Origin of the sequence: Pseudooceanicola sp. (genome assembly GCF_041987405.1) — a bacterium.
Lineage (GTDB): Bacteria > Pseudomonadota > Alphaproteobacteria > Rhodobacterales > Rhodobacteraceae > Pseudooceanicola.
The window spans coordinates 168,128-191,705 of record NZ_JBHIWR010000005.1 but is presented as its reverse complement, the minus strand read 5'-3'; the positions used below and the strand labels follow the sequence as shown (position 1 = coordinate 191,705).

Genomic DNA, 23,578 nt, shown 5'->3' with positions numbered 1-23,578 from the left:
TTACCGCTGGCGCAGCGTGTCGCCGGGATTGATCGTCGGGGTCAGTTCCACCTTGCCAGTGGGCGCCTGCTCCCCCGCCAGCCGGGCCAGGATGATCTCCGCCGCCCGGCTGCCGATCTCGCGGCGGCAGCTGTCCATCGTGGCCAGCTTGCGCGGCAGACCCTGTAGCAGTTGCACGTCGTTGAACCCCGCGCAGCCGACCGTTCCGGGCACGTCATAGCCCATCTCGGTCAGCCAGAGCAGGCCGCCCGCACCGATCATGTCGTTGGAATAGTACAGAAAATCCAGGTCGGGCGAGCGTTCCATCATGTTCTTGGTCATCTCGCGCCCCTTGGCGAGCGCCGAGCCGTCGGAATAGAACTCCTGATCCGCGATCTCCACCCCGCCCTTGGCGAGCGCTTCGGTGAAGCCTTCGAACCTTTTGCGCGCGCGGCGGTCCAGGCCCAGTTTCGTGCCCATGTAGCCGATCTTGCGATACCCGGCATCCAGGATCGCCTTGCCCATTTCCCGCCCGGCGCGCCGATGCGAAATTCCCACGGCCGCATCGACAGGGTCGCCGTCCGTATCCATGATCTCGACCACAGGAATACCTGCGGCGGCCAGCATGGCGCGCGAGGCATCCGTATGCTCCAGCCCGGCGATGATCACGCCCGACGGCCGCCAGGACAACATTTCGTAGAGCACGGATTGCTCTTTCTCCGGCAAGTAATCCGTGACCCCGACAACCGGCTGCAGCTCTGTATCATCCAGCGCGCGGCTGATCCCCGCCAGCACCTCCGGAAAGACCATGTTCGCGACTGAAGGGATGATCACCGCCACCAGGTTGACCTGCTGGCTCGCCAGGGCGCCCGCGATCTTGTTGGGCACGTAGCCCAGGCGTTTCGCCGCCTCCAACACCTTTTCCCGTGTCGCGGCAGAGACATCGCCGCGATTACGCAAGACCCGGCTGACCGTCATTTCTGACACCCCCGAGGCTTCGGAAACATCGCGAAGGGTGAGCGGTCGTCGGTCTGATGGGGGCACTGTCTATCGTCCTGAGTGAATGCCCCGAGTGTTACAGAGAGGCCCTGCAGCGATCAAGCGGCAAGGCCCGTGCCTCGGCCTCAGCGCACTGATTCAGCCCCTTAACCTCAGAATTCCGACCAGGACTCGTCCGACATGTCATCGGCGGTGGCAATCGGACCATTGGCCAACTGCCGCACCTTTGTCTGGCCGCCAGCCGTCACCGGAGGGCGGACCGCCGCGGCAGGCGGTTTCGATCCGTCCACCCGGAAGGCGGAGGAGACCTGCATCAGCCGCGCCGCCTCGTTGACCATGACCTTGCCGGTGCCATGGACCTGCGTCGCTACGGCCGCGTTCTTCTGCGTGACACCGTCGAGCTGATCGACCGCGGTGCTGATTTCCTGGATACCGACCGATTGTTCCCGCGCGGCGGAAGCGATGGCAGAGACGGAGACGGAGACGGAGACCTTGTCGAACTCCCCGATCAGATTGTCGAAGGAGGCGCCGGCCCGCTCCACCAGCTCCACCCCGCTGACGACGTTCTCCGCGCTTTCCTGGATCAGCGAATTGATCTCCTTCGCGGCTTCAGACGACCTCTGTGCCAGCGCCCGAACTTCGGAGGCGACCACGGCAAAGCCGCGCCCGGCCTCGCCTGCCCGGGCGGCTTCGACCCCCGCGTTGAGCGCCAGGAGGTTGGTCTGGAAGGCCAGATCCTCGATCACCGAGGTCACCTGGGTGATCTTCTGCGAGGAGGAGGAGATCTTGTCCATCGCCCCCATGGCGCGGGTCACGACCTGGCCGCTTTCCTGCGCATCCGCCTTGGCCCGGTTCATGACCGTATCCGCATCCCCCGCGGAGTCGGCAGTTGACTTGACCGAGGCCGAAAGCTGGGTGATCGCGGCCGCGGTTTCTTCGAGGCTGGCGGCCTGTTCGATGGCCTTCTGGCTCAGATCGTTGGAGGCATTCTCCACATCCCGCGCATTCCCGTCGATTTCCTGCGCCGCGCTGAGCAGCGAAGACACCGTATCGTGCAACTGCTCGACCGCGGAGTTATAAGCGGTGCGCAGGGTCTCGTAATCGGCCGCGAAATCCACGTCGATCCGGGCGGTCAGATCGCCATCGGCCAGATGCCGAATGCTGGCGGTCAGATGTTCAACAACCACCTGCTGATCCCGGGCCCGTTGATCGGCGACCAACCTGTCAGCCTCTGCATCGCCCAGCTTGACCCGCAGGTTGTCGAGGTTCCGCGCCAGATCGCCCACGTCCTCACGACGCCCGGTCATCGGGATCGGCGAGGTCAGATCGCCCTCGGCTACCCCGCGCAGGCTTTCGTTGATCCGCTGGATCGGTCGCGCAATACCCCGCCCGACCAGCCAGCCAATGATCAGCAGGACCCCAACCAATGCGCCAAGCTGCAACGCGAGACTGTTGCGCAGTTTGATGACCGGCGCCATCAACTCGCTGTCGGCCTGCGTGATCACGACCGCCCAGGTCACATCGCGATACTTGATCAGATCTGCCATCACATGGGCCGGGTTCCCCGTTTCGGAAGTGATCGAGGTAAACGACGGCGGCGCACCATCGAAAACCGCGGCGAGGAAGGGGGTTTCCGTCACCTTGCCCAACATGGGAGGGCGGCCTTCGAACCGGCTATCAGAGCGCATTTCATAACCGCTGCTGACCGCGTAACTTTCCCCGGTGTCGCCCAGACCGGAAGCATCGTTCAGCACTGCGTTGATCCCGCCTGTCCGCAGATGATAGATCAGCACACCCCGCAACTCATCCCCGACCTTCACGGTGGCGGCCAGGAAAGCGGCCGGGGCGCCGTCTTTCGGGGCGTAGGCCTGGTAATCGGAGAATGCCGCCGTTCCCGCCTGCGCCTCGCGTGCCTGGTGATAGATCGCGGCCAGCGGCGTGTCGCGCCAGGGGCCGCTGATCAGATTTGTCGCGAAATCCTGGCCCTTGGCGGTGCTGTAGACCACGTTGCCATTGGGATCGACCAGCAGAATGTCATTGTAATGCCGTGCCTTCAGAACCCGCCGGAAATAGGGATGAAATTTCGCGTGGAAGGCATCGTACTGGCTGCCCGTCCCGGCGTTTGTCAACGCCTCTCGTTGATCGGCGGGGTGGGTATTGCCCTCGATGTAGGCGGACTGCAACTCGCGCGTCTGCCCCTCGCCAAAGGTGCGCCACGCCAGGGAAAAACTGCCCAAGGCAAGATGGGTGGTCGGGTTGTTGACCTGGGTCAGCAGGTCCTCTTCCGTCGCATACATCGCCTGGGCAAGCTGAGTGGTCCGGGACTTCAGGGCCGAGGTGAACTTCTGCTCGATCTCCGCCGACAGGATCTTCTCCGCATTCAAGTAGGAGGAGACGGACAGGACCGTCGCGACAAGCGCCCCCAGAGCCGAGATGATCAGCGGCAATTTCACCGCCAGTCGCATGTTGGACAGCCAGTGCAGCGGTGACATCAGCCGCAGGATGCCGGGGGTATGATCAGGAACGGTCGACGCGGAAGCGGCCATGAAGTTCACCTTTATCCGTTTGGCATGAGGCGCAGCCCCACATGACAGGAGTGCCGCATCGATTCCGCACGGCTCGTCGCGACTTTGACCGCAAACTTCTTAATAACAGCCTTCACCACCGCAGATTTTCCCGAGGATTTGCCACAAACCCGCGACTTTCCGGTCCGGACCGCCCCGGACGGGCATGACAAGCCCGACCTGCTCAGCTAAACACGCCGCGCGTGGCCCCGTGGCTCAACTGGATAGAGCAGCCCCCTCCTAAGGGGCAGGTTACAGGTTCGAATCCTGTCGGGGTCACCACGCGATCCGCAGAGGAACGGCAGTTCGGTTGCGCTGAACCCCCGCCGCCTCCGTACCGCCCGGCCATCGCGATCGACCTCTCTGGCCAATCCGCGTCAAAGCCGTCAATGTGCGCCAAAGACGGAGGGGACCATGGACCGAACGGGCGCACGTATTCTTGTGGATCAACTGGTTATTCAGGGGGTCGAGCGCGCCACCTGCGTGCCTGGCGAAAGCTATCTCGCCGTGCTCGATGCGCTGATCGGCTCCGGCGTCGATCTGCTCACCTGCCGTCAGGAGGGCGGGGCGGCCATGATGGCGGAGGCCTATGGCAAGATGAGCGGCAGGCCCGGCATCTGCTTCGTCACGCGCGGCCCCGGCGCGACCAATGCCGCGGCGGGCGTTCATGTCGCGGCGCAGGACAGCACGCCGATGATCCTCTTCGTCGGCCAGGTCGCGCGCAGCATGAAACATCGCGAGGCCTTTCAGGAGCTCGATTATTCTGCCGTCTTCGGGACCATCGCCAAATGGGCGGTGGAGATCGACGATGCCGCCCGGATCCCCGAACTGATCGCCCGCGCCTTCCGCGTGGCGACCCAGGGCCGCCCCGGCCCCGTCGTCATTGCCCTGCCCGAAGACATGCTGGTCGACACCGCCGATGTGCCCGATGCCCCGAAGGCCGAGCCGATCGAGATGGCCCCTTCGGCCAGCGGCATCGCCGCCCTAGCGGACCGCCTCGACCGCGCAGAGCGCCCCCTCGCCATCCTCGGCGGCGGCGGGTGGCGCGGGGAGACCCGCGAGCGCATGATCGCCTTCGCCGAACGTCATGCCCTGCCGGTCTGCGTCGAGTTCCGCCGCGGCGGCAGCTTTCCAGCGGATCATCCGAACTATGTCGGCGATCTGTCCATCGGCGCGAACCCGAAGCTCGTGACGGCGATCAAGGATGCGGACCTGGTCCTCATGCTCGGTGGCCGCATGTCGGAGATGCCGTCGCAGAACTACACCCTGCTCGACATCGGCCCGGGCGACGACCGGCTTGTTCACCTTTACCCCGATCCGGAGGAGATCGGCCGCGTCTATCAGCCTGGCTTGGGCCTGATCGGCACGGCAGGCGGCTTTGCCGAGGCCGTGGCGGATCTGCCCGGCCCGAACCGGCAAAGTGAATGGGTCGACACCCTGCGCCAGGCCTATCTCGACTGGTCCACCGATCCCCTGCCGCTGCCCGGCGGCTTCCAGATGGGAGAGGTGATCAGCTGGCTGCGCGACACCCTGGGCCCGGATGCGGCAATCACCAACGGCGCGGGCAACTTCGCCACCTGGATCAACCGCCACTACCACTTCCGCGACCACGCCTCGCAACTGGCGCCGACCTCCGGCTCCATGGGCTACGGCCTGCCCGCCGCCGTGATGGCGAAACGCCACCGGCCGGAGCGCGACGTGATCTGCGTGGCGGGCGACGGCGATATCATGATGACGGTGCAGGAACTGGCCACGGCGGTGCAATTCGACATCCCCCTGATCGTCCTGGTGATCGACAACGGGATGTTCGGCACCATCCGCATGCATCAGGAGAGGGAATATCCCGGCCGCCTTTCCGCCACGGACCTCAGGAACCCCGACTTCGCCGCCATGGCGGCTGCCATGGGCTGCCACGCGGAAACCCTGCGCGACAGCAATGACTTCCCCGCCGCCTTCGACCGCGCCCGGGCCAGCGGCAAGCCCGCCCTGCTGCACTGCTTCCTCGATCCCGAGGCGCTGACCATCGGCAAGACACTGTCCGAAATCCGGGATGGAAAATGACACCCTTCTTCGACGGCCATAACGACCTCCTGTTGAAGATGACCCTGCGTGGCGTGACGGCGGAGGACGTCCGCGACGGTCACGGCAAGGGCCAGATCGACCTGCCGCGCGCAAGGGCAGGGGGGCTTGGCGGCGGCTTCTTCGCCCTCTTCGTGCCCACCCCCGGCGCGCCGGGCCTGAACATGGCCGCCATGCGTCAGGAGAGCTACGACCTGCCCCTGCCGCCGGAAGTGGATCAGCCAACGGCGATGGCGGGTGTCCGCGAGGGGATCACCCATTTCAACCGCCTGGCGGAGCTTGGCGTGATCACCCCCTGCACCACCGCCGCCCAGGTCGAAGAGGCGCTGCACGGCCCCACCCTTGCCGCCGTCCTGCATATGGAGGGGGCGGAGGCCATCGGGCCGGACCTTGCCGAACTGGACGAACTTTACGCCGCCGGTCTGCGCTCCATCGGCCCGGTCTGGAGCCGTTCGACCATCTTTGGCCACGGCGTCCCCTTCCGCTTCCCCTCCACCTCCGACATCGGCCCGGGCCTGACCGAGGCGGGCAAGGCGCTGGTGCGCGACTGCAACCGCCGCCGGATCATGATCGACCTCAGCCACCTCAACATGAAGGGGCTGGAGGATGTCGCCGCGATCTCCGACGCGCCGCTGGTGGCCACGCATTCCAACGCCTGGGTTGTCACCCCCTCCGCCCGCTGCCTGACCGATGACGAATTGCGCATCATCGCGGCGACGGGCGGCGTGGTCGGCATCAACTATGGCACCTGCTTCCTGAGGCCCGACGGCCGGTTCATCTCCGACTGCCCGGTCGACTATCTGTTGCGCCACCTCGACCACCTGCTGTCGATCATGGGCGAAGATGGCGTGGCCTTCGGCTCGGACTTCGACGGCGCGATCCTGCCGAACTGGATGAAGGACGTCTCCGGTCTCGCCCCGCTGCGCGACGCGCTGGTAGCTCATGGTATCGGCGAGGCGCTGATGGAGAAGCTGCTCTGGCGCAACTGGATGCGGGTGTTGAGAGAGACCTTGGGGGGAGTAGCAGGCCGCCGTATGGATCGAGTCCGAGGATGACGCCCGCCACCCACTCGACGGATCCCCTCTCCCCCCGGGGGAGAGGGCTAGGGTGAGGGGGGACGGCGCCCCCATCCATAACACCCAACCCCATGGCAGACCGCAATTTCTATGCTATCACCGCATCACCACGCGGCAGCGGAGACCCCGAATGACCAAGACCGTCACCATCCTGAACGGCCCGAACCTCAACCTCCTCGGCAAGCGCCAGCCGGAGATCTACGGCCGCGAAACGCTCGCCGATGTCGAAACCCTCTGCGCCGATGCCGCAGCCGCGCTCGGCCTGCAGACGACCTTCCACCAGTCCAACCACGAGGGCGAGATCGTCGATCAGATCCACCGCGCCCGGGACGAGGCCGCCGCCATCGTCATCAACCCCGCCGCCTATACCCACACCTCCGTTGCCATCCTCGACGCGCTTAATGCCTTCGACGGCCCGGTGATCGAGGTGCATTTCTCCAACGTCCACAAGCGCGAAGCCTTCCGCCACCACTCCTACGTTTCCACCCGCGCCGACGCGGTCATCGCGGGCTGTGGCACCCAGGGCTACGCGCTGGCCCTGCACCGTATCGCCACCCTGCTGAAGGACTGACCCATGGACCTGCCCAAGAACCGCTTCAAGGCCGCGCTGAAGGAAGGCCGTCACCAGCTTGGCTTCTGGAACACCATCGCGGGCCCGATCGTGCCAGAGGCCCTGGCCACCCTGGGTTTCGACTGGATCGTGGTCGACACCGAACACACCACGACCGAAGCCTTCCAGGTCCATGCCTCGCTACAGGCCATCGCCGCCTATCCCGAAACCTCCGCCGTGGTGCGCCCTGTCTCCAACGACGCGGCCTATATCAAGCGCTACCTCGACATGGGCGCACAGACCCTGATGATCCCCTATGTCCAGACCGCGGAGGAAGCCCGCGCCGCCGTCACCGCGATGCGCTACCCGCCGCACGGCATCCGCGGCATGGCAGGCGGCTCCCGCGCCTCGCGCTTCGGCCTCGTCAAGGACTACCTGAAACGGGCGGAGGAAGAGCTCTGCCTGATCGTGCAGGTCGAAACCATCGACGCCCTGGGCCGGTTGGAAGAGATCGCGACGGTGGATGGTGTGGATGCCGTCTTCATCGGCCCGGCGGATCTGTCAGGCTCCATGGGTCACCCGGGCAATCAGGCCCATCCCGATGTGGTCGCCGCGATCGAGGACGCGTTTCGCCGCCTCGACAAGATCGGCGTGCCCTCCGGCATCCTGACGCTGAACGAGGACTTCGCGAAACACCTCGGCACCCTCGGCGCAGGTTTCACGGCCATCGGCACCGATATCTCGTCGCTGATGCGCGAGGTTTCGGCCCTGAAGGCGCGCTTCGACTGACGCGGCTCCGCCGCGTGGCCTCCGGCGGAGATATTTGAGGCAAAAAGAAAGCAAGGCCCTTCTTTTTGCTGAAAATATCCCGCGATAGCGCTCCCTCTTACTCCACCGCGTAGAGAGAGACCGTCACACCCAGCTTCTGGCGGGTCCCGGTGCCGAGGAACAACGTCCGGTTCACCCAGTCATAGCGCGGATCGCCGGTTTCCAGCCTTGCCTGCGTCCGCATGTAATACTGATCGGCGGGCACGATCTCTCCGGCCATGAGCTTGGCCAGCACCTCTGGCGGGCCGTGGCGGTAACCGTAATTGATGATCTCGATTACCGCGCCATCCTCGGTCTCCATCGCATAGCGCGTATCCAGTTCTGCCACGTCATTCGGCCAGATCGTCTGCCAGTCCGCGCCCAGGTTCAGCAGCCGCCCGTTGAGCCGCGGCCCCGTCACCGTGCCGCCGATGATCGGGATGATCCGGCGATGACCGGCGCGGCCCTGGCCCATTTCGCGGATCGGGTCCAGTTCGACATGCAGGTCGCAGACATGAGACAGGCCCGGGGCGGGCAGGGCGGCGCTCATTCCGGCACCTTGCAGAACAGGCGGTGCAGCAGGCCGATGACCTCCTGCGTATTCTCATTGGCGAGGCGATAGTAGACCGTCTTGCCCTCCCGCCGGGTGGAGACGAACCCCTCTTCCCGCAGCCGCGCCAGCATTTGGCTGACCGCCGCCTGACGCATGTCCAGCAGCTCCTCCAGCTCGCCGACCGACTTTTCGCCGCTGCCCAGGTGACACAGGATCATCAGGCGACCTTCATGCGCGAGGGTCTTGAGAAAGGCGGCGGCGCCTTGGGCGTTTTCCGCCATTTCCTGCGGCGGAACGGGGGTCTGCAACTCGGCCAAACGTCGGGTCCTTGATCCGTTTTGGCGGGTTTATCATGTCGCCGCGCCCTTGGCGAGAACTCGCTCAGTCGCGCGGGGCCCCGCCCTGAAAGGCATTGCCCGATGCGTAGTCGCAGGGTGCCTCCTGCATCTCCAGATGCAGGGCGGTCCCGGTGTAGGGATGGGCGCGGGCCAGGTCTTCGTCCACCTCGATACCCAGGCCGGGGCGGTCGGAGGGGCGGACATGGCCATCCTCCACCGTGATTGCGCCGCGGATCAGATCGCTGTGGAAGGGCGTTTCGATGGTTTCGATCATCAGCAGGTTCGGGCAGGTCGCTGCGAGCTGTATATTGGCCGCCCATTCCACCGGCCCGGCGTAGAGATGCGGGGCGATCTGCGCGCTAGACGCCTCCGCCAGGGTGGCGATCTTCTTGCCCTCCCAGATGCCGCCGGCGCGACCGAGCGCCGGTTGCAGGATGCGCACCCCGGCGCGCAGCAGCGCCGCAAACTCCGCCTTTGTGGTCAGCCGCTCGCCCGCCGCCACTGGGATCGTGGTGGCACGTGCGACCGCCGCCATGGCCGCCATATCGTCCGGTGGCACCGGTTCCTCGAACCACAGCGGATCATGCGGGGCAATCGCCTGCGCCAGCCGGATCGCCCCGTCGGGCGTAAACTGCCCATGCGTCCCGAAGAGCAGATCGGCCTTTGTCCCGACCGCCCCGCGCACCGCCGCGCAGACCCGCGCCGAGAGGTCGATGTCGCTCAGCGCGGGCATATGTCCGCCGCGGATCGTGTAAGGCCCCGCCGGGTCGAACTTGACCGCCGTATAGCCGCGCGCCACCAGATCGGCGGCGCTTTCGGCGGCCATCTCCGGCGCGGTCCAGAATGCGGAAATGTCATGGGAGGGCAGGGGATAGAGGTAGGAATAGGCGCGCAGCCTCTCGTTCATCTTCCCGCCCAGAAGCGCCCAGACAGGCCGGTCACGGTGCTTGCCCAGGATGTCCCAACAGGCGATCTCCAGCCCCGAGAACGCGCCCATCACCGTCAGGTCGGGCCGCTGCGTGAACCCCGCTGAATAGGCGCGGCGGAACATCAGCTCGATATTTTCAGGGTTTTCGCCGGCCATATGCCGGTCGAAGAGATCGGCGATCACCGCCCGCATCGCCTCGGGCCCGACGGAGGCGGCATAGCATTCGCCCCAGCCCGTGATCCCGGTGTCGGTCGTCAGCTTGACCAGGATCCAGTAGCGACCGCCCCAGCCCGGAGCGGGCGGGGCGGTCACGATGATATCGCAGCTCTCGAGCCGCACCTACTTCATCATGATGACATTGCGCCGGGCCGCGCCCGACTTCGTGTCTTCCATTGCTTCGTTGATCTGATCCAGCGTCCAGCGGCCCGAGATCAGCTCATCCAGCTTCAGTCGCCCCTGCTGGTACATGTCGATGATCCAGGGGATGTCCCGCTTGATCACCATGTCGCCCATCTTGGACCCGACGATGCCCTGACCCTGGTTGGCCATGATCAGCGGCGAGTAGGAGGAGGTCTTGTCGCCATGGGGCATCCCGACCATCACGACCTTGCCGCCCCAGCCCAGGTAGCGCGGCGCCTGGTCATAGACCTGCGCGACGCCGACGGTGACCAGCACCGCATCGGCCCCGCCACCGAGGATCTTCTTGACCTCAGCCCAGGGCTTGCCCTCGGCCAGCACCACGTCGGTTGCGCCGAATTCCTTGGCCACTTCCAGTTTCTCGGGCAGCATGTCGACGGCCACGACCCGCCGTGCACCGGCGATCTTGGCCCCCTGTATGGCGTTCAGGCCAACGCCCCCCGCGCCGATCACGACGACGTCCTGGCCAACCTCGATATCCGCGGCAAAGACCGCCGCGCCCACACCCGTGATCACCCCGCAAGAGATCAGCGAAGCCACGTCCTTGGCCATGTCCGCCGGGATCACGCAAAGCTGCGACTGGTCCACGACGACCTTTTCGGCAAAGGCACCGGTGGCCATGGCCTTGTAAACCGGCGCGCCCTCGGCGTCCGAGATCGGAGAGGTCGCGACATTGTCCACCGGGGTTTCGCAGATCGTCGGCTTGCCGGACTGGCAGGTGGTGCAATGGCCGCAGGCGTGGATCAGGGTGACGCAGACGCTGTCGCCTTCCTTGATGCCCACCACGCCATCGCCCACCTTGGTCACGGTTCCGGCCGCTTCGTGTCCATAGACCGCCGGAAGGGACCCGCCGAACCCGCCTTGCCAGAAGGAAATGTCGGAATGACAGATGGCGACCGCCTCGATCTCCACTTCGACCTCACCCGTTTCCGGGGCGCGAAGCTGGACCTCCTCGATGGTGAGCGGTGCGTTGTTTTCCCGACATACCGCGGCGCGAATTGTTTGCATATGGACCTCCCGTATCCAATGAAGCGTGACTCGTTGCGCGCACCATAGGCAAGCGCGGAAAGATATTCCACATGTCGGAATGATTTTCCGTTACGTCAGGAGGAGTGGCGCGGCAAATTGGTTGATAAATAGCGAATGATAGCGGTAACGTATTGGCTGCAGATGATTTTTCTCACGTCACGGCCAGATGCACCAGATCTCGGGCCAGGGCGTCCGGTTCCGACAGGAAGGGGGAATGGCCGGTGTCGATGGCTGCGATTTCTGCCATTCCCGCCGCCATCCGCTGCTGATCCTCTTCGGGGATCATCCGGTCCTCGGTGCAAACCACATAGGATTTCGCCACACCGGCAAACGCCGCACCCAGGCGGATCGCCTCGCGATGCGGGGCGGAGGGCTCAAAGGTGATCTGCGGCAAGGCCCAGTCGATCACTTCCTGCGACGCCCCGTTGTACAGAACCGGCCCCGCGCCCGCCAGATCGAAGCAATAGGACAGCCGGTCCTCGGCCACCACCAGCGGCAGATCGGCACGCGGCCCGGTCAGCCCCTGCATGACCCGGCCCAGCACATCGCCATCCCGCGGCGCCAGCGCGGCGACATAGATCAACCGCGAAACCCGCTCGGGCGCGTCCTCGGCGGCGGCGGAGATGGCGAACCCTCCGGCGGAATGTCCGACCAGCACCGCCTCGCCCTCATAGGCCGACAGGATCGCCTCTGCTTGATCGGCCAGGCTCAGCCCGGCGATGCCGCCGCCGCGCCCCGGCAGGTCGATTGCCTTGGCCTGATGACCCAAGGCTTCCAATGCGGGAACCACATCGCGCCAGCACCACGCCCCGTGGCAGGCTCCGTGAACGAGAATGAATTGGGTCATGAGGGTCCTGTTGCTGCATGAATGAGCCGCGCCCCGGCGGCCGCCTCCAGCATAGTGACGAGGGTGGGGCGGCAACGCAATCAGTCGGGACAGGGCGCGTGGCTGTGACGCCCGATGTAACCGGGCGAACCGACGCGATCAGATGTGCCCGGTCTCGCGCATGAAGTCAGTCAGCACATTGGCATAGGCTTCGGGCTGGTCCACGCAGGGCAGATGCCCGGCCCCCCGGATCAGCGCGAAGCGTGACCCGGGAACCAATTCGGTCGTTTCGCGCACCAGATCCGGCGGGGTCGATCCGTCCTCGCTTCCTGCGATGCCCAGCACCGGCAGGCGCAGGCCGGAGGTCGGCGTGTAGAAATCCGTGCCGGAGATGGCGGCGGAACAGCCCGCATAACCCTCCACCGGCTGCCGGATCAGCATGTTGCGCCAGGCTGCCAGCTCCGCCGTCTGACGGAAGGCGCGTCCGAACCACCGTTCCATCACCGCATCCGCCAGCGCCGCGATCCCGTCGCGGTTCACCGTCTCGATCCGTTCCTGCCACATCGCGGGCACGCCGATCTTGGCGGCGGAATTGGAGATCACCAGCGCCCGCACCTGATCCAGCCGCTTGACCGCCAGCCCCTGTCCGATCATCCCGCCAATCGACAGGCCGACAAACAACGCATCCCGCACGCCCAGATGATCCAGCAGCGCCTCCGCATCGCGCACCAGCGTTCCCATGGCATAGGGCTGCGGTGTCGCATCGGTCAGCCCGTGCCCGCGCTTGTCATAGCGGATATAGCGCGGACCCGCAGGCAGCAGCGGGATCACCTTGTCCCAGAGCCGCAGGTCGGTGCCGAGCGAATTGGCAAAGACCACCGGCGGCCCCTCCGGATCGCCATCGACCCGGTAGTGCACCCGAAACCCGTCCAGATCGGCAATCTGCATCAGTAGGGCAGCCCCACGTAATTCTCGGCCATGGCCTTCTGCGCGGCCTCATTGTCGCGCAGGAAGGCGATATCGGCCTGCTGCATCTTGAGATCGAACTCCGTCTGATCCGGGAAATGGTGCAGCAGGGTGGTCATCCACCAGCTGAACCGTTCGGCCTTCCAGACCCGCGCCAGGGCCTTTGCGGAATAGCGCGCGATCCCCTCGTCGGACTTGTCGAGATAATGATCCCGTAGTGCATGATAGAGGTAATGGATATCCGATGCAGCCGTATTCAGCCCCTTGGCCCCGGTCGGCGGCACGATATGGGCCGCGTCGCCGCACAGGAACAGGCGCCCCCACTGCATCGGCTCCGTCACGAAACTGCGCAGCGGCGCGATGCTCTTCTCGATCGAGGGGCCAGTGATCAGCTTGTCCGCCGCCTCGTCCGGGATACGGCGCTTCAGCTCGTCCCAGAAGGCCTGATCCGACCAGTCCTCGACCTTGTCGGTCAACGGGCACTGCACATAGTAGCGCGACAGCGACGCATTCCGCATGGAACACAGGGCAAACCCGCGCTCTGACGAGGCATAGATCAGCTCGTCATCCACCGGCGGTGTTTCCGACAGGATGCCGAGCCAGCCAAAGGGATAGACCTTTTCGTATTCGCGGCGCACATCCGTCGGGATGGTCCGGCGGCTGACACCATGGAAGCCATCACAGCCCGCCACGTAATCACAGTCGATCCGCTGCGCCTGCCCGCCGGTGGTGAAGGTGACATAGGGCGCGTCGGTCTTGGCGTCATGGATGATCACATTTTCGGTTTCATAGACGATCTTGCCGCCCGCCGCCTCGCGCGCGGCGTAAAGGTCGCGGGTCACCTCGGTCTGGCCATAGACCATCACCGGCGTGCCGGTGTGTTTGACGAAATCAATACGGAAGGTCGCGTTTTCCGCCGCGATCAATGTGCCGTCATGGTTGAAGCCCTCGGCATCCATCCGCTCCGACACGCCCGCCTCGCGCATGAGGTTGACGAACCCCTGTTCCAGGATGCCTGCGCGGATGCGGGACAGGACATAGTCCTTGGTCTTGCGCTCCAGCACGATCGACTCGATCCCGGATTTCAGAAGCAGCTGTGACAGCAGCAGGCCCGATGGCCCGCCGCCGACGATGACGACCTGTGTGCGCATGTCACTCTCTCCCGTGCAGGCCGGATCCGGCCGCGTCCGGGGCAAATGTGACTCAGATAGTTATCAATGACAACTACTTTTCGCTGCGCCGCCGCTGCATATGAGTGATCGAATAGCTGAGCACGACTTCTCCCGCCTGGTTCGTGACCTCATAGTCGATCACCACCCGGCCCCTGGGGCGCGTGGCGGAGGGGGTGACCTCGCGCACAGTACCGGTCACCCCGATCTCGTCGCCGGGCCGCACGGGTTTCAGCCAGCGGATTTTGTCCATGCCCGGCGAGCCGAGGGAGCTTTCGTTCAGCACATTGGCCTTCAGCGTCTGGGCAAATGCCACGGCGCAGGTCTGCAACCCGCTGGCGATGATCCCGCCGTAGATCGACCGCGCCGCCGCCCCCGGGTCGATGTGGAAGGGCTGCGGATCATAGACGCGAGCGTACTCCATGATCTCCGCCTCGCTCAGGCTGCGGGTCGGGGTCGTGAATTGGAACCCCACCTCGAAATCTTCAAAGAACATCAGACCGCTTCCGCATGGGTGATCAGCGACCGGGTGAACATCACCGGGTCCACGTTCCCGCCGGAGATCACGGCGATCACCGCCTCCGCCTCGATCTGGTCCTTGCGGCACAGCGCCGCCGCCAGGGCGACGGCCCCGCCGGGTTCCGCCACCAGCTTCAGCCGAAGGAACGCCTGCGCCATGGCATAGAGCGCCTCGTCATCGCTCACCACCAGCCCCGGCCCGCAAAGACGCTGCATGATCGGAAAGGTCAGATTGCCCGGCTGCGGTGTCACGATGGCATCGCAGATCGATCCGCCCATCCTGGAATTGCGGGCGATCTCGCCCCGGTCCAGCGACCGCGCGACATCCTCGAACCCCTCGGGCTCCACCGGCCGCGCGCGCAGCCCCGGGGCATGGGCCTCCAGCGCCAGGGCGATGCCGGAGGTCAGACCGCCGCCGCCGCAACAGACCAGCACGTCGGCCCGGCTGATCCCCGCCTCCGCCGCCTGTTCCGCGATCTCCAGCCCGACGCTGGCCTGACCGGCGATTACCTGCGGCTCGTCATAGGGGCGCACGAGGGTGAGGTTCAGATCTCGCGCCAGTTCCTCGCCCTTCGCCTCGCGATCCTCCGTTTCCCTGTCATAAAGGACCACCCGCGCGCCAAGCGCCTGGGTGTTGGCGCGTTTCAGGGCCGGCGCATCGCTTGGCATCAGAATGACCGAGGGCACCCCGTGCTGCGCCGCGGCCCAGGCCACGCCTTGCGCATGGTTGCCGGAGGAATAGGCCATCACCCCGGCCTCGCGCACCGCAGGCTCCATCGCGGAGATGGCCGACCAGGCGCCGCGCGCCTTGAAGCTGCCGGTATGCTGCAGACACTCCGGCTTGATATAGACCTTCCGCCCCGCGATCTCGTCTAGAAAGGGCGAGCTCAGCAGGGGCGTCTGCCGCAGATGGCCGTTAAGCCGCCGCCGCGCGGCCTCGATCATCTCGATATTCATGCCATCAGTCCTTTCCATTCCGCCAGGGCCGCCAGTGCCGCAGGTTCGTCCAGAAACGGGATATGCCCGCGATCCGGCACTTGGGCGACGATCAACCCCGGATGCCGGTCCTGCATCTGCGCGACGGTCGCCGCGCTCAGCAGATCCGAATTGGCCCCGTGGATCACCGCGACGGGCAGCCCGGCCATCGCGTCGAACAGCGGCCAGGCCTCCATCGCGGGCTGCTCCAGCCCGGGTGCGACGGCGTCATAGAGCTTGGGGTCATAGGTGATCGTCAGCCCCTCGGGCGTCTCGTCGTAGACATGCGAGAGAAAGGTGATCCAGCGCGCCTTCGGCACATTGGCGAACCGCGGGTCATGGGCCATCTTGTCCTCCGCCGCCTCGGCCAGCGTGGCGAAGGGCGGGGCCTTGCCCAGGTAGCCTTTGATCGCGTTCAGCCCCGCGGTTTCGATCACCGGACCCACATCGTTCAGCGCCACGCCAAGCAGCCGCTCCTTGGCCGTCGCCGCCAGAAGCATCGCCATCAGCCCGCCGCGCGAGGTGCCCAGAACCGCCGCCTTTGCGACCCCCAGGTGATCGAGCAGTGCCAGCGCATCCCGCGCCTCCTGCACCACTTCGTAGGTCTTGTAATCGGCCCAGCCCGACTTCCCGCGCCCCCGGCTGTCGATGCGGATCATCCGCACCCCATCCAGATGCGGGGCGACGAAATCGAAATCGCGGGCGTTGCGTGTCAGACCGGCGAGGCACAACAGGGGAAGTCCCGCGCCCTCGTCCTCGTAGTAGATGCGGACCCCGTCCGCAGTCGTGAAATGGGGCACTCAGAAAACCTTCAATTCCGTAATTCCTGAAAGATCGGACAGCACATGATCCGGACGTCCCGGCAGCCTGTCCACGGGATCGCCGCGCCGGTTCACCCAGGCCACCGTGAAGCCGTAGGCCTTGGCCGAGGCCGCATCCCAGCCATTGGAGGAGACAAAGAGCACCTGATCGGCCCGTGTCCCGAACCGCTCCTCCACCAGATCATAAACCTGGGCGGCGGGCTTGAAGATGCCCACACGTTCGACGGACAGCACGTCATCCAGCAGATCGCCCACCCCGGCCGAGGCCACCGCATCCGCCAGCATGCCCGGCGAGCCGTTGGACAGGATCGCCGTGGATTGCCCCATCTGCTTGAGCTGCGCCAGCATCCCCGGCACCTCCGGATAGGCGGCAAGTTCGCGATAAAGCTGCAGCAGGCGGTCCCGGATCGGCGCGTCGGTGATCCCCCGCGCCTCCATCGCCCAGTTCAGACCGTCCTGCGTCACCTGCCAGAAGTCGCAATGCACCCCCGTGACCGCGCGCAGCCAGGAATACTCCAGCTGCTTGCGCCGCCAATCCTCCGCCAGCGCGGCCCAGCATTCGGCCAGCGGCTGCATATCCGGCTCCTGCGCCGCCAGCCGGGCCGCAGCGCTGACGTCGAAGAGGGTGCCATAGGCATCAAAAACACAGGTCGTTATCGGCATTTGGTCACCCCCTGCGGCAAGGTTACGGTCGCGCTCGCCGGGGGGGAAGGGGGCCTGTGTGAAATTTGTCATAAGCGCGGGGCGGCGCAGCAGGTGACAAAGCTGCGAGAGACCTTATTTTTGGAGCCGTAATCCGGAGACCGCCATGTCCAACACCGTCGAATCCCTACGCGAAAGAATAGGTCAGCTTCAGGACCAGCTGGAGGCGGAATTCGAAAGCGCCCGGTCCGCGATGCGCTATCGGTTGGACAACAACCGCGTCGTCTGGGAGGAGGGTGTGCGTCGTCGTCATCGAAACCTGCGCGCCCGGCTTGCCCCCTATTTGGTCAAGAGCCCTCCGCGCCACCTGCTGACGGCGCCGGTGATCTATTCCCTGATCGTGCCCTTCGCGCTGCTGGATCTTTTCGTCAGCCTCTACCAAGCGATCTGTTTCCGGGCCTATGGCATCCCAAGGGTCCGGCGCGCCGAGTATATCCGGTTCGATCGGCACCACCTGGCCTATCTGAACTCCATCCAGAAGGTGAACTGTTTCTACTGCGGCTACGTCAACGGGCTGATCGCCTATGTCGCCGAAATTGCGGGCCGGACAGAGGCTTACTGGTGCCCCATCAAACACGCCGCCCGCGTTCAGGGACGCCACCGGCACTACGATCAGTTCATGGAATACGGCGACGGGGAGGCCTATGCCGAAGGGCTCAAGATCGCCCGGCGCAGGATGCAGGAGATCGGTACGCCGCCGCGATCAGCCCCGGCGCAGGCGGATAACGACGTCAACCTTGGCTAGTTCCGCGCCCTCCGGCAGATCCGGCAGGCGGGTGATTTCCAGCTGATCTGCGGGCGCATCCGTCAACTGCCCGGTGTCTTCCCAGAAGAAATGCGGGTGGTCATGCATGTTGGTGTCGAAATAGCTTTTCGACCCGTCGACGGTGATTTCCTGGATCAGACCGGCCTCGCAGAAGGCCTTGAGCGTGTTGTAGACCGTTGCAAGCGACACCGACTGCCCGCCGGTCTGCGCCGCGGCATAGAGGCTTTCGGCCGTGACATGCCGATGCTTGCCATCGCCGACCAGCAATTCTGCCAGCGCAACCCGCTGCCGCGTCGGGCGCAGCCCGCCGCCTGCCAGCCAATCCGTTACAATTGCGTGTTCGCTACCGGACATTGGTCTCAATCCCTTGCTCGGCCCGCACTATAGCCCGTCTATGCCCCCGGTTTCAATGCACCACGCAAGGGTCCGATTGCCGCGCCCCGGCCCCGCCCCTTGCATGGCGCGCGACCCGGGTGATAGAGGGGGCAATGTTCAGCCCAAGGGGAAAGGGTCCGACTGCATGGCCGACTATCCGTCCAGCTTCGACAAGGAAGATCTTCTGAAATGTGCGCGGGGCGAGCTTTTCGGCCCCGGCAATGCGCAGCTTCCGGCGCCGCCGATGCTGATGATGGACCGGATCACCGATATCTCCGGTGACGGCGGCCTGCACGGAAAGGGCCATGTCCGGGCCGAATTCGACATCACGCCCAACCTGTGGTTTTTCGAATGCCACTTCCCCGGCAACCCGATCATGCCCGGCTGCCTCGGCCTCGACGGCCTTTGGCAGCTGACCGGTTTCAACCTCGGCTGGCGCGGCTGGCAGGGGCGGGGCTATGCCCTCGGCGTGGGCGAGGTAAAGCTGACCGGAATGGTCCGTCCCGAACGCAAGATGCTGACCTACTACGTCGACTTCACCAAGGCGATCCAGACCCGCCGCCTGACCATGGGCGTCGCCGACGGCCGGGTCGAGGCCGATGGAGAAGAGATCTACGTCGTGAAGGACATGAAGGTCGCGCTGTCGGAAAGCTAAGCCTGCGACCTTGTTGCGCTGGCGGGGGTGCCTTCCGCTGATCATAGCGGGCGCATGACCGAAACCCTGCCGCCATGCCCCGACTGCGCCTCTGCCTTCACCTACGCGATGGATGCGCTGCTCGTCTGTCCCGAATGCGGGCATGAGTGGTCCGCTGCGGCGACGGTAGAAGAGGTGATCCGCGACAGTGTCGGCAACGTCCTCAGCGATGGCGACACGGTGACGGTGATCAAGGACCTCAAGCTCAAGGGCACCTCGCAGACCGTGAAGGTCGGCACCAAGGTCCAGAATATCCGCCTCGTCCCCGGCGATCATGACATCGACTGCAAGATCCCCGGCATCGGCCAGATCGGGTTGAAGTCGCAGTTCGTCAAGAAGGTGTCCGGTTAGTCTCCCGGTCCTTCAGCGCCCATTTGAACAGATCGTGAAGGTCCTCGCCGCGCGGGGCGTTCAGATGAGTCACACCGCCATCCCGGTCGCGATATTCCAGCCGCAGTTCGCCGACCTCCTCGCCGTCGCGATATTGGGTGGCGTCATCCAGCAGCACCAGCATGCCGAAGACCGCCGCCTCCCGCGCATCTGCCATCAGGTGTTCGATCCGGGCGCGGTCCTCCTCCGTCAACGCGCTGAGCCAGGCCGCCATGGCACGCCGCTCGGCCGACACACCCCGCCCCGGCGGGTTTCGGTGGATGTCCAGCGCGTGGCCCATGCGGCCCTCCGGCAGGATCTCGTTCGCGACGAGGGTGGCAAAGTCCGATTTGTCCATGGAAGCGCCTCTGAGTGACGGATCAGCTAAGCCTCGGATCCTCCGCGCCGGCAAGTGATATCGTCGCGCCTCGGCACGTCACGCCTCGTCCGGAAAGGCCCCCGCGTCGGCGGATCGCGACATTCGCGCGCCGCTGCCTCTCGTCCTTGCGCCCGACCGTCCCCATGTCCTACACAGACTGCCAACACAACTAGGGATATGACATGCGCCGAGTCGTCGTAACCGGTCTGGGGATCGTCTCCAGCATCGGCAACACTGCCGAAGAGGTCACCGCCTCGCTCAAGGCCGGAAAATCCGGCATCGTGGCCTCCCCCGAAATGGCGGAACACGGGTTCCGCAGCCAGATTGCCGGGACGCTCAAGATCGACCCGGCAGACCATATCGACAAGCGAACCCTGCGCTTCATGGGGCCGGGTGCCGCCTATGCCTATATCGCCATGCAACAGGCGATCGAGGATGCGGGCCTGGATGAAAGCCACATCACCAGCCCGCGCACCGGCCTCGTGGCCGGGTCCGGCGGGCCGTCCACCTCCGCCATGCTGGCCGCCCATCAGACCGTGCTGAAATCCGGCGCGACCAAGCGGATCGGCCCCTTCGCCGTGCCGAAATGCATGTCCTCCACAGTCTCGGCCAACCTCGCGACGGCCTTCAAGATCAAGGGCATCAACTACTCCATCACCTCCGCCTGCTCGACCTCGCTGCACTGCATCGGCAATGCGGCGGAACAGATCATGCTGGGCAAGCAGGACATGATGTTTGCCGGCGGCGGCGAGGAACTGGACTGGACGCTGTCCTGCCTCTTCGACGCCATGGGCGCCATGTCCTCCAAATACAACGACACGCCCGACAAGGCGTCCCGCGCCTTCGACGAAAGCCGCGACGGCTTTGTCATCTCCGGCGGCGGCGGCATCGTGGTGCTGGAGGATCTGGACCACGCCCTGGCGCGCGGGGCGAAGATCTATGCCGAGGTCACCGGCTATGCCGCGACCTCCGATGGCCACGACATGGTTGCCCCCTCGGGTGAGGGCGGTGAACGTGCCATGCGCCTTGCCCTCGACACGCTGCCCGAGGGCCGCAAGGTCGGCTATATCAACGCCCACGGCACCTCCACCCCCGTCGGCGATGTGGGCGAAGTGCAGGCCGTGCGCCGCGTCTTCGGCGAGGGGCAGACCCCGCCGATCAGCTCTACCAAGTCGATGACGGGCCACGCCCAAGGCGCGGCCGGCGCGTTGGAGGCGATCTTCTGCCTGCTCATGCTGAAGGACGATTTCATCACACCCTCGATCAATGTCGAAACCCTCGATCCCGAGCTGAAGCCCGAAGAGATCGCGACCGCCCTTGTCGAAAACGCGGGCCTCGATACGGTGATGACCAACAGCTTCGGCTTCGGCGGGACCAACGGGTCCATGCTGCTGAGCCGCTATAACGGGTAAGACGGGTAGACAGATGGCAGGACTTCTCGAAGGCAAGCGCGGGCTCATCATGGGGGTCGCCAACGAGCGGTCGATCGCCTGGGGCATCGCAAAGGAAATGGCCGCGGCCGGGGCCGAGCTGGCTTTCAGCTACCAGGGCGAGGCCTTTGGCAAACGCGTCCTGCCGCTGGCCCAGTCGCTAGGCTCCGACTTCATGGTCGACATGGATGTAACCGACGACGCCGCAATGGACCGGGGCTTTGCCGAACTGAAAGCCAAATGGCCCAGGATCGACTTCCTCGTCCATGCCATCGCCTTTTCCAACAAGGACGAACTGGCGGGTCGGTTCATCAACACCAGCCGCGAGAACTTCAAGAATTCGCTGGATATTTCCTGTTATTCCCTGATCGACGTCTCGCGCCGCGCGGCCCCCCTGATGAAGGAGGGCGGCACGATCCTGACCCTGACCTACCAGGGCTCCACTCGCGTGACGCCCTATTACAACGTCATGGGCGTGGCCAAGGCGGCGCTGGAATCCGCAGTTCGGTATCTGGCCAACGACCTGGGCCCCGATGGCATCCGCGTCAACGCCATCTCCCCCGGCCCGATGAAGACCCTGGCCGGCGCCGCGATTTCCGGCGCGCGCAAGACCTTCCGCCAGACCGAGTCGAACTCCCCCCTCCGCGCCAATGCGACGCTGGAGGCAGTCGGCGGGACGGCGGTCTATCTGGCCTCGGATGCCGGCGCCTTCACCAGCGGAGAGATCATCCGCGTCGACGGCGGCTACCACGTGCTGGGGATGCCGCAGCCGGAGAACCTTTAACTGCGTGCATGGCGGTGCGTGCAAGCACGCACCCTACATCCCGCCCGTAGGGTGCGTGCTTGCACGCACCCTACATCCCGCCCGTAGGGTGCGTGCTTGCACGCACCGCTAGGATCAGAATTCCCGCGCCGGGATCACCTGCAAAAGCGGCAGCAAGGACGCCATGTCCGGCCCATTCGTCCGCCCCGTCACCGCCTTGCGCAGCGGCATGAAGAGCCCTTTGCCCTTGCGGCCCGTCGCCTCCTTCACGGCGGCGGTCCACTGGCCCCAAGTCTCGCCATCGACTTCAGCGGGCAGCATCGCCATCGCTTCGCGGATGAAGGCCTCGTCCTCCGCCTCTACCAGCGGCTCCGCCCCGTCGCGCATCAGGGCCCACCACCCGTCGACCTCGTCCAGAACGGAGATATTGTCGCGCACCACGGCCCAGAAGGCCTCGGCCCTGTCATCGGGCACACCGGCGGCGGCGATCCGGTCCTTCACCGCGTCAAAGGGCGTCGCCTGCAGCACATGCGCCGTCAGCGGCAGCAGGTCGTTTTCGTCGAACTTCGTCGGGGCCGAACCGAAGGTGGTCAGATCGAACCCCTCGACCAACTCGTCGATGGACGACCGCAGCTCCACCGGCTGCGACGACCCGAGCCGCGCCATCAGCGACAGCAGCGCCATCGGGGCGATCCCCCGCGCGCGCAGGTCACGGATCGACAGGGTGCCCAGACGTTTCGACAGCGCCTCGCCCTGCGGGCCGGTCAGCAGCGAGTGATGCGCGAAGTCGGGCGCGGTGCCGCCAAGGGCCGCGATCATCTGGATCTGCGTCGCCGTATTGGTCACATGGTCCGAGCCGCGCACGACATGGGTCACGCCCATATCCGTATCATCCACGACAGAGGCCAGCGTATAGAGCACCTGACCATCTGCCCGGATCAGCACCGGGTCAGACACCGAGGCCGCGTCGATCGACAGATCGCCGAGGATGCCGTCGGTCCATTCGATCCGCTCCTGATCCAGCTTGAACCGCCAGACGCCATCGCCCCGCTCAGCGCGCAATTTGGCCTTTTCGTCCTCCGACAGCGCCAGCGCGGCGCGGTCATAGACCGGCGGCTTGCCCATGTTCAGCTGTTTCTTCCGTTTCAGGTCCAGCTCGGTCGGCGTCTCGAAGGCCTCGTAGAAGCGGCCCATCTCTCGATACTTGTCTGCGGCTTCGGCATAGCGGTCCAGCCGTTCCGACTGCCGCTCCACCCGGTCCCAGTGCAGGCCCAGCCACTCCAGATCCTGCTTGATCGCGTCGACATATTCCTCCTTCGATCGCTCCGGATCGGTGTCGTCGATCCGCAGGATGAAAGTGCCACCCTGCTTGCGGGCGATCAGGAAGTTGAAGAGCGCGGTGCGCAGATTGCCGACGTGGATAAAGCCGGTCGGCGAGGGGGCGAAACGGGTGACGGTCATGCTGGGCTCCTGAGTGCCCGGGGGCTTTGTCACAAACCGGCGGA

At 65.3% G+C, this 23,578-nt stretch carries 25 protein-coding genes and 1 tRNA gene; 10 read left to right on the top strand and 16 right to left on the bottom strand.

Going from position 1 to position 23,578, the window contains the following annotated elements; all coding sequences use genetic code 11:
* A complete protein-coding gene (locus ACFC2Y_RS14295) occupies positions 1-1,023 on the bottom strand; it encodes a LacI family DNA-binding transcriptional regulator (protein WP_375175917.1) in 1,023 nt (340 codons plus the stop codon).
* A 107-nt stretch (positions 1,024-1,130) separates the two neighbouring features.
* Positions 1,131-3,524 carry a methyl-accepting chemotaxis protein gene (locus tag ACFC2Y_RS14290; protein WP_375175918.1) on the bottom strand — a complete coding sequence of 798 codons (2,394 nt, stop codon included), beginning with the start codon at positions 3,522-3,524 and terminating at the stop codon, positions 1,131-1,133.
* A gap of 223 nt (positions 3,525-3,747) precedes the next feature.
* Between ACFC2Y_RS14290 and ACFC2Y_RS14285 the strand changes: the two genes are divergently transcribed.
* From ACFC2Y_RS14285 to ACFC2Y_RS14265, 5 genes are all read left to right on the top strand, one after another.
* A tRNA-Arg gene (locus ACFC2Y_RS14285) sits at positions 3,748-3,824 on the top strand.
* Positions 3,825-3,956: 132 nt separating this feature from the next.
* Positions 3,957-5,603 (top strand): thiamine pyrophosphate-binding protein, encoded by a 1,647-nt coding sequence (locus tag ACFC2Y_RS14280; protein ID WP_375175919.1) that lies wholly within the window; start codon positions 3,957-3,959, stop codon positions 5,601-5,603.
* A complete protein-coding gene (locus ACFC2Y_RS14275) occupies positions 5,600-6,676 on the top strand; it encodes a dipeptidase (protein ID WP_375175920.1) in 1,077 nt (358 codons plus the stop codon). Before ACFC2Y_RS14280 ends, ACFC2Y_RS14275 begins: the two co-directional genes overlap by 4 nt.
* A 151-nt stretch (positions 6,677-6,827) precedes the next feature.
* Complete coding sequence (aroQ, locus tag ACFC2Y_RS14270) at positions 6,828-7,268, top strand: type II 3-dehydroquinate dehydratase (protein WP_375175921.1); 441 nt, start codon at positions 6,828-6,830, stop codon at positions 7,266-7,268.
* 3 nt (positions 7,269-7,271) lie between these two features.
* A complete protein-coding gene (locus ACFC2Y_RS14265; protein ID WP_375175922.1) occupies positions 7,272-8,036 on the top strand; it encodes an HpcH/HpaI aldolase/citrate lyase family protein in 765 nt (254 codons plus the stop codon).
* A 97-nt stretch (positions 8,037-8,133) separates the two neighbouring features.
* On the opposite strand, the gene ACFC2Y_RS14260 is transcribed toward ACFC2Y_RS14265, so the two are convergent.
* The 11 genes from ACFC2Y_RS14260 to ACFC2Y_RS14210 all read right to left on the bottom strand — a co-directional run bounded on the left by ACFC2Y_RS14260 (position 8,134) and on the right by ACFC2Y_RS14210 (position 17,258).
* Positions 8,134-8,604, bottom strand: coding sequence for a DUF3237 domain-containing protein (locus ACFC2Y_RS14260; RefSeq protein WP_375175923.1), 471 nt, complete (start codon positions 8,602-8,604; stop codon positions 8,134-8,136).
* On the bottom strand, positions 8,601-8,888 hold the full coding sequence (locus tag ACFC2Y_RS14255; protein WP_375175967.1) for an ArsR/SmtB family transcription factor: 288 nt from the start codon (positions 8,886-8,888) through the stop codon (positions 8,601-8,603). Before ACFC2Y_RS14255 ends, ACFC2Y_RS14260 begins: the two co-directional genes overlap by 4 nt.
* Positions 8,889-8,988: 100 nt before the next feature.
* Positions 8,989-10,212 (bottom strand): mandelate racemase/muconate lactonizing enzyme family protein, encoded by a 1,224-nt coding sequence (locus ACFC2Y_RS14250; RefSeq protein WP_375175924.1) that lies wholly within the window; start codon positions 10,210-10,212, stop codon positions 8,989-8,991.
* Positions 10,213-11,298 carry a zinc-binding dehydrogenase gene (locus ACFC2Y_RS14245; protein ID WP_375175925.1) on the bottom strand — a complete coding sequence of 362 codons (1,086 nt, stop codon included), beginning with the start codon at positions 11,296-11,298 and terminating at the stop codon, positions 10,213-10,215.
* Positions 11,299-11,470: 172 nt separating this feature from the next.
* A complete protein-coding gene (locus ACFC2Y_RS14240) occupies positions 11,471-12,166 on the bottom strand; it encodes an alpha/beta fold hydrolase (RefSeq protein ID WP_375175926.1) in 696 nt (231 codons plus the stop codon).
* Between the two features lie 138 nt (positions 12,167-12,304).
* The gene (pcaD, locus tag ACFC2Y_RS14235; protein WP_375175927.1) at positions 12,305-13,093 is read right to left on the bottom strand and encodes a 3-oxoadipate enol-lactonase; all 789 of its coding nucleotides are present in this window, start codon (positions 13,091-13,093) and stop codon (positions 12,305-12,307) included.
* Positions 13,093-14,262 (bottom strand): 4-hydroxybenzoate 3-monooxygenase, encoded by a 1,170-nt coding sequence (gene pobA / locus ACFC2Y_RS14230; RefSeq protein WP_375175928.1) that lies wholly within the window; start codon positions 14,260-14,262, stop codon positions 13,093-13,095. The genes pcaD and pobA overlap by 1 nt, the downstream gene beginning before the upstream one ends.
* 73 nt (positions 14,263-14,335) lie before the next feature.
* Positions 14,336-14,776 carry a MaoC family dehydratase gene (locus tag ACFC2Y_RS14225; protein WP_375175929.1) on the bottom strand — a complete coding sequence of 147 codons (441 nt, stop codon included), beginning with the start codon at positions 14,774-14,776 and terminating at the stop codon, positions 14,336-14,338.
* Positions 14,776-15,756, bottom strand: coding sequence for a threonine/serine dehydratase (locus ACFC2Y_RS14220; protein WP_375175968.1), 981 nt, complete (start codon positions 15,754-15,756; stop codon positions 14,776-14,778). Before ACFC2Y_RS14220 ends, ACFC2Y_RS14225 begins: the two co-directional genes overlap by 1 nt.
* Complete coding sequence (locus tag ACFC2Y_RS14215; protein WP_375175930.1) at positions 15,753-16,574, bottom strand: alpha/beta fold hydrolase; 822 nt, start codon at positions 16,572-16,574, stop codon at positions 15,753-15,755. Before ACFC2Y_RS14215 ends, ACFC2Y_RS14220 begins: the two co-directional genes overlap by 4 nt.
* Positions 16,575-17,258, bottom strand: a complete 684-nt coding sequence (locus ACFC2Y_RS14210) for a haloacid dehalogenase type II (protein ID WP_375175931.1) — start codon at positions 17,256-17,258, stop codon at positions 16,575-16,577.
* 145 nt (positions 17,259-17,403) lie between these two features.
* Here ACFC2Y_RS14210 and ACFC2Y_RS14205 point away from each other — a divergent pair, with 145 nt between their 5' ends.
* Complete coding sequence (locus ACFC2Y_RS14205) at positions 17,404-18,042, top strand: hypothetical protein (protein ID WP_375175932.1); 639 nt, start codon at positions 17,404-17,406, stop codon at positions 18,040-18,042.
* Here the strand turns inward: ACFC2Y_RS14205 and irrA are convergent.
* The gene (gene irrA, locus ACFC2Y_RS14200; RefSeq protein WP_375175933.1) at positions 18,001-18,417 is read right to left on the bottom strand and encodes an iron response transcriptional regulator IrrA; all 417 of its coding nucleotides are present in this window, start codon (positions 18,415-18,417) and stop codon (positions 18,001-18,003) included. The genes ACFC2Y_RS14205 and irrA overlap by 42 nt on opposite strands.
* Before the next feature lie 166 nt (positions 18,418-18,583).
* Here irrA and fabA point away from each other — a divergent pair, with 166 nt between their 5' ends.
* Positions 18,584-19,093, top strand: a complete 510-nt coding sequence (gene fabA / locus ACFC2Y_RS14195) for a bifunctional 3-hydroxydecanoyl-ACP dehydratase/trans-2-decenoyl-ACP isomerase (RefSeq protein ID WP_375175934.1) — start codon at positions 18,584-18,586, stop codon at positions 19,091-19,093.
* Between the two features lie 54 nt (positions 19,094-19,147).
* Positions 19,148-19,483: a zinc ribbon domain-containing protein YjdM gene (locus ACFC2Y_RS14190; RefSeq protein ID WP_375175935.1), complete on the top strand. Its 336-nt coding sequence runs from the start codon at positions 19,148-19,150 to the stop codon at positions 19,481-19,483.
* Here the strand turns inward: ACFC2Y_RS14190 and ACFC2Y_RS14185 are convergent.
* The gene (locus tag ACFC2Y_RS14185; protein ID WP_375175936.1) at positions 19,464-19,859 is read right to left on the bottom strand and encodes a hypothetical protein; all 396 of its coding nucleotides are present in this window, start codon (positions 19,857-19,859) and stop codon (positions 19,464-19,466) included. The two genes, ACFC2Y_RS14190 and ACFC2Y_RS14185, sit on opposite strands and share 20 nt — an antisense overlap.
* 203 nt (positions 19,860-20,062) lie before the next feature.
* Here ACFC2Y_RS14185 and fabB point away from each other — a divergent pair, with 203 nt between their 5' ends.
* Both fabB and ACFC2Y_RS14175 read left to right on the top strand, forming a co-directional pair.
* Positions 20,063-21,292 (top strand): beta-ketoacyl-ACP synthase I, encoded by a 1,230-nt coding sequence (gene fabB / locus ACFC2Y_RS14180; protein WP_375175937.1) that lies wholly within the window; start codon positions 20,063-20,065, stop codon positions 21,290-21,292.
* A gap of 13 nt (positions 21,293-21,305) precedes the next feature.
* Positions 21,306-22,094, top strand: a complete 789-nt coding sequence (locus ACFC2Y_RS14175; RefSeq protein WP_375175938.1) for an enoyl-ACP reductase — start codon at positions 21,306-21,308, stop codon at positions 22,092-22,094.
* Between the two features lie 114 nt (positions 22,095-22,208).
* Here ACFC2Y_RS14175 and gltX read toward each other — a convergent pair whose 3' ends face one another.
* Positions 22,209-23,534: a glutamate--tRNA ligase gene (gene gltX / locus ACFC2Y_RS14170; protein ID WP_375175939.1), complete on the bottom strand. Its 1,326-nt coding sequence runs from the start codon at positions 23,532-23,534 to the stop codon at positions 22,209-22,211.
* Between the last annotated feature and the right edge of the window lie 44 nt (positions 23,535-23,578).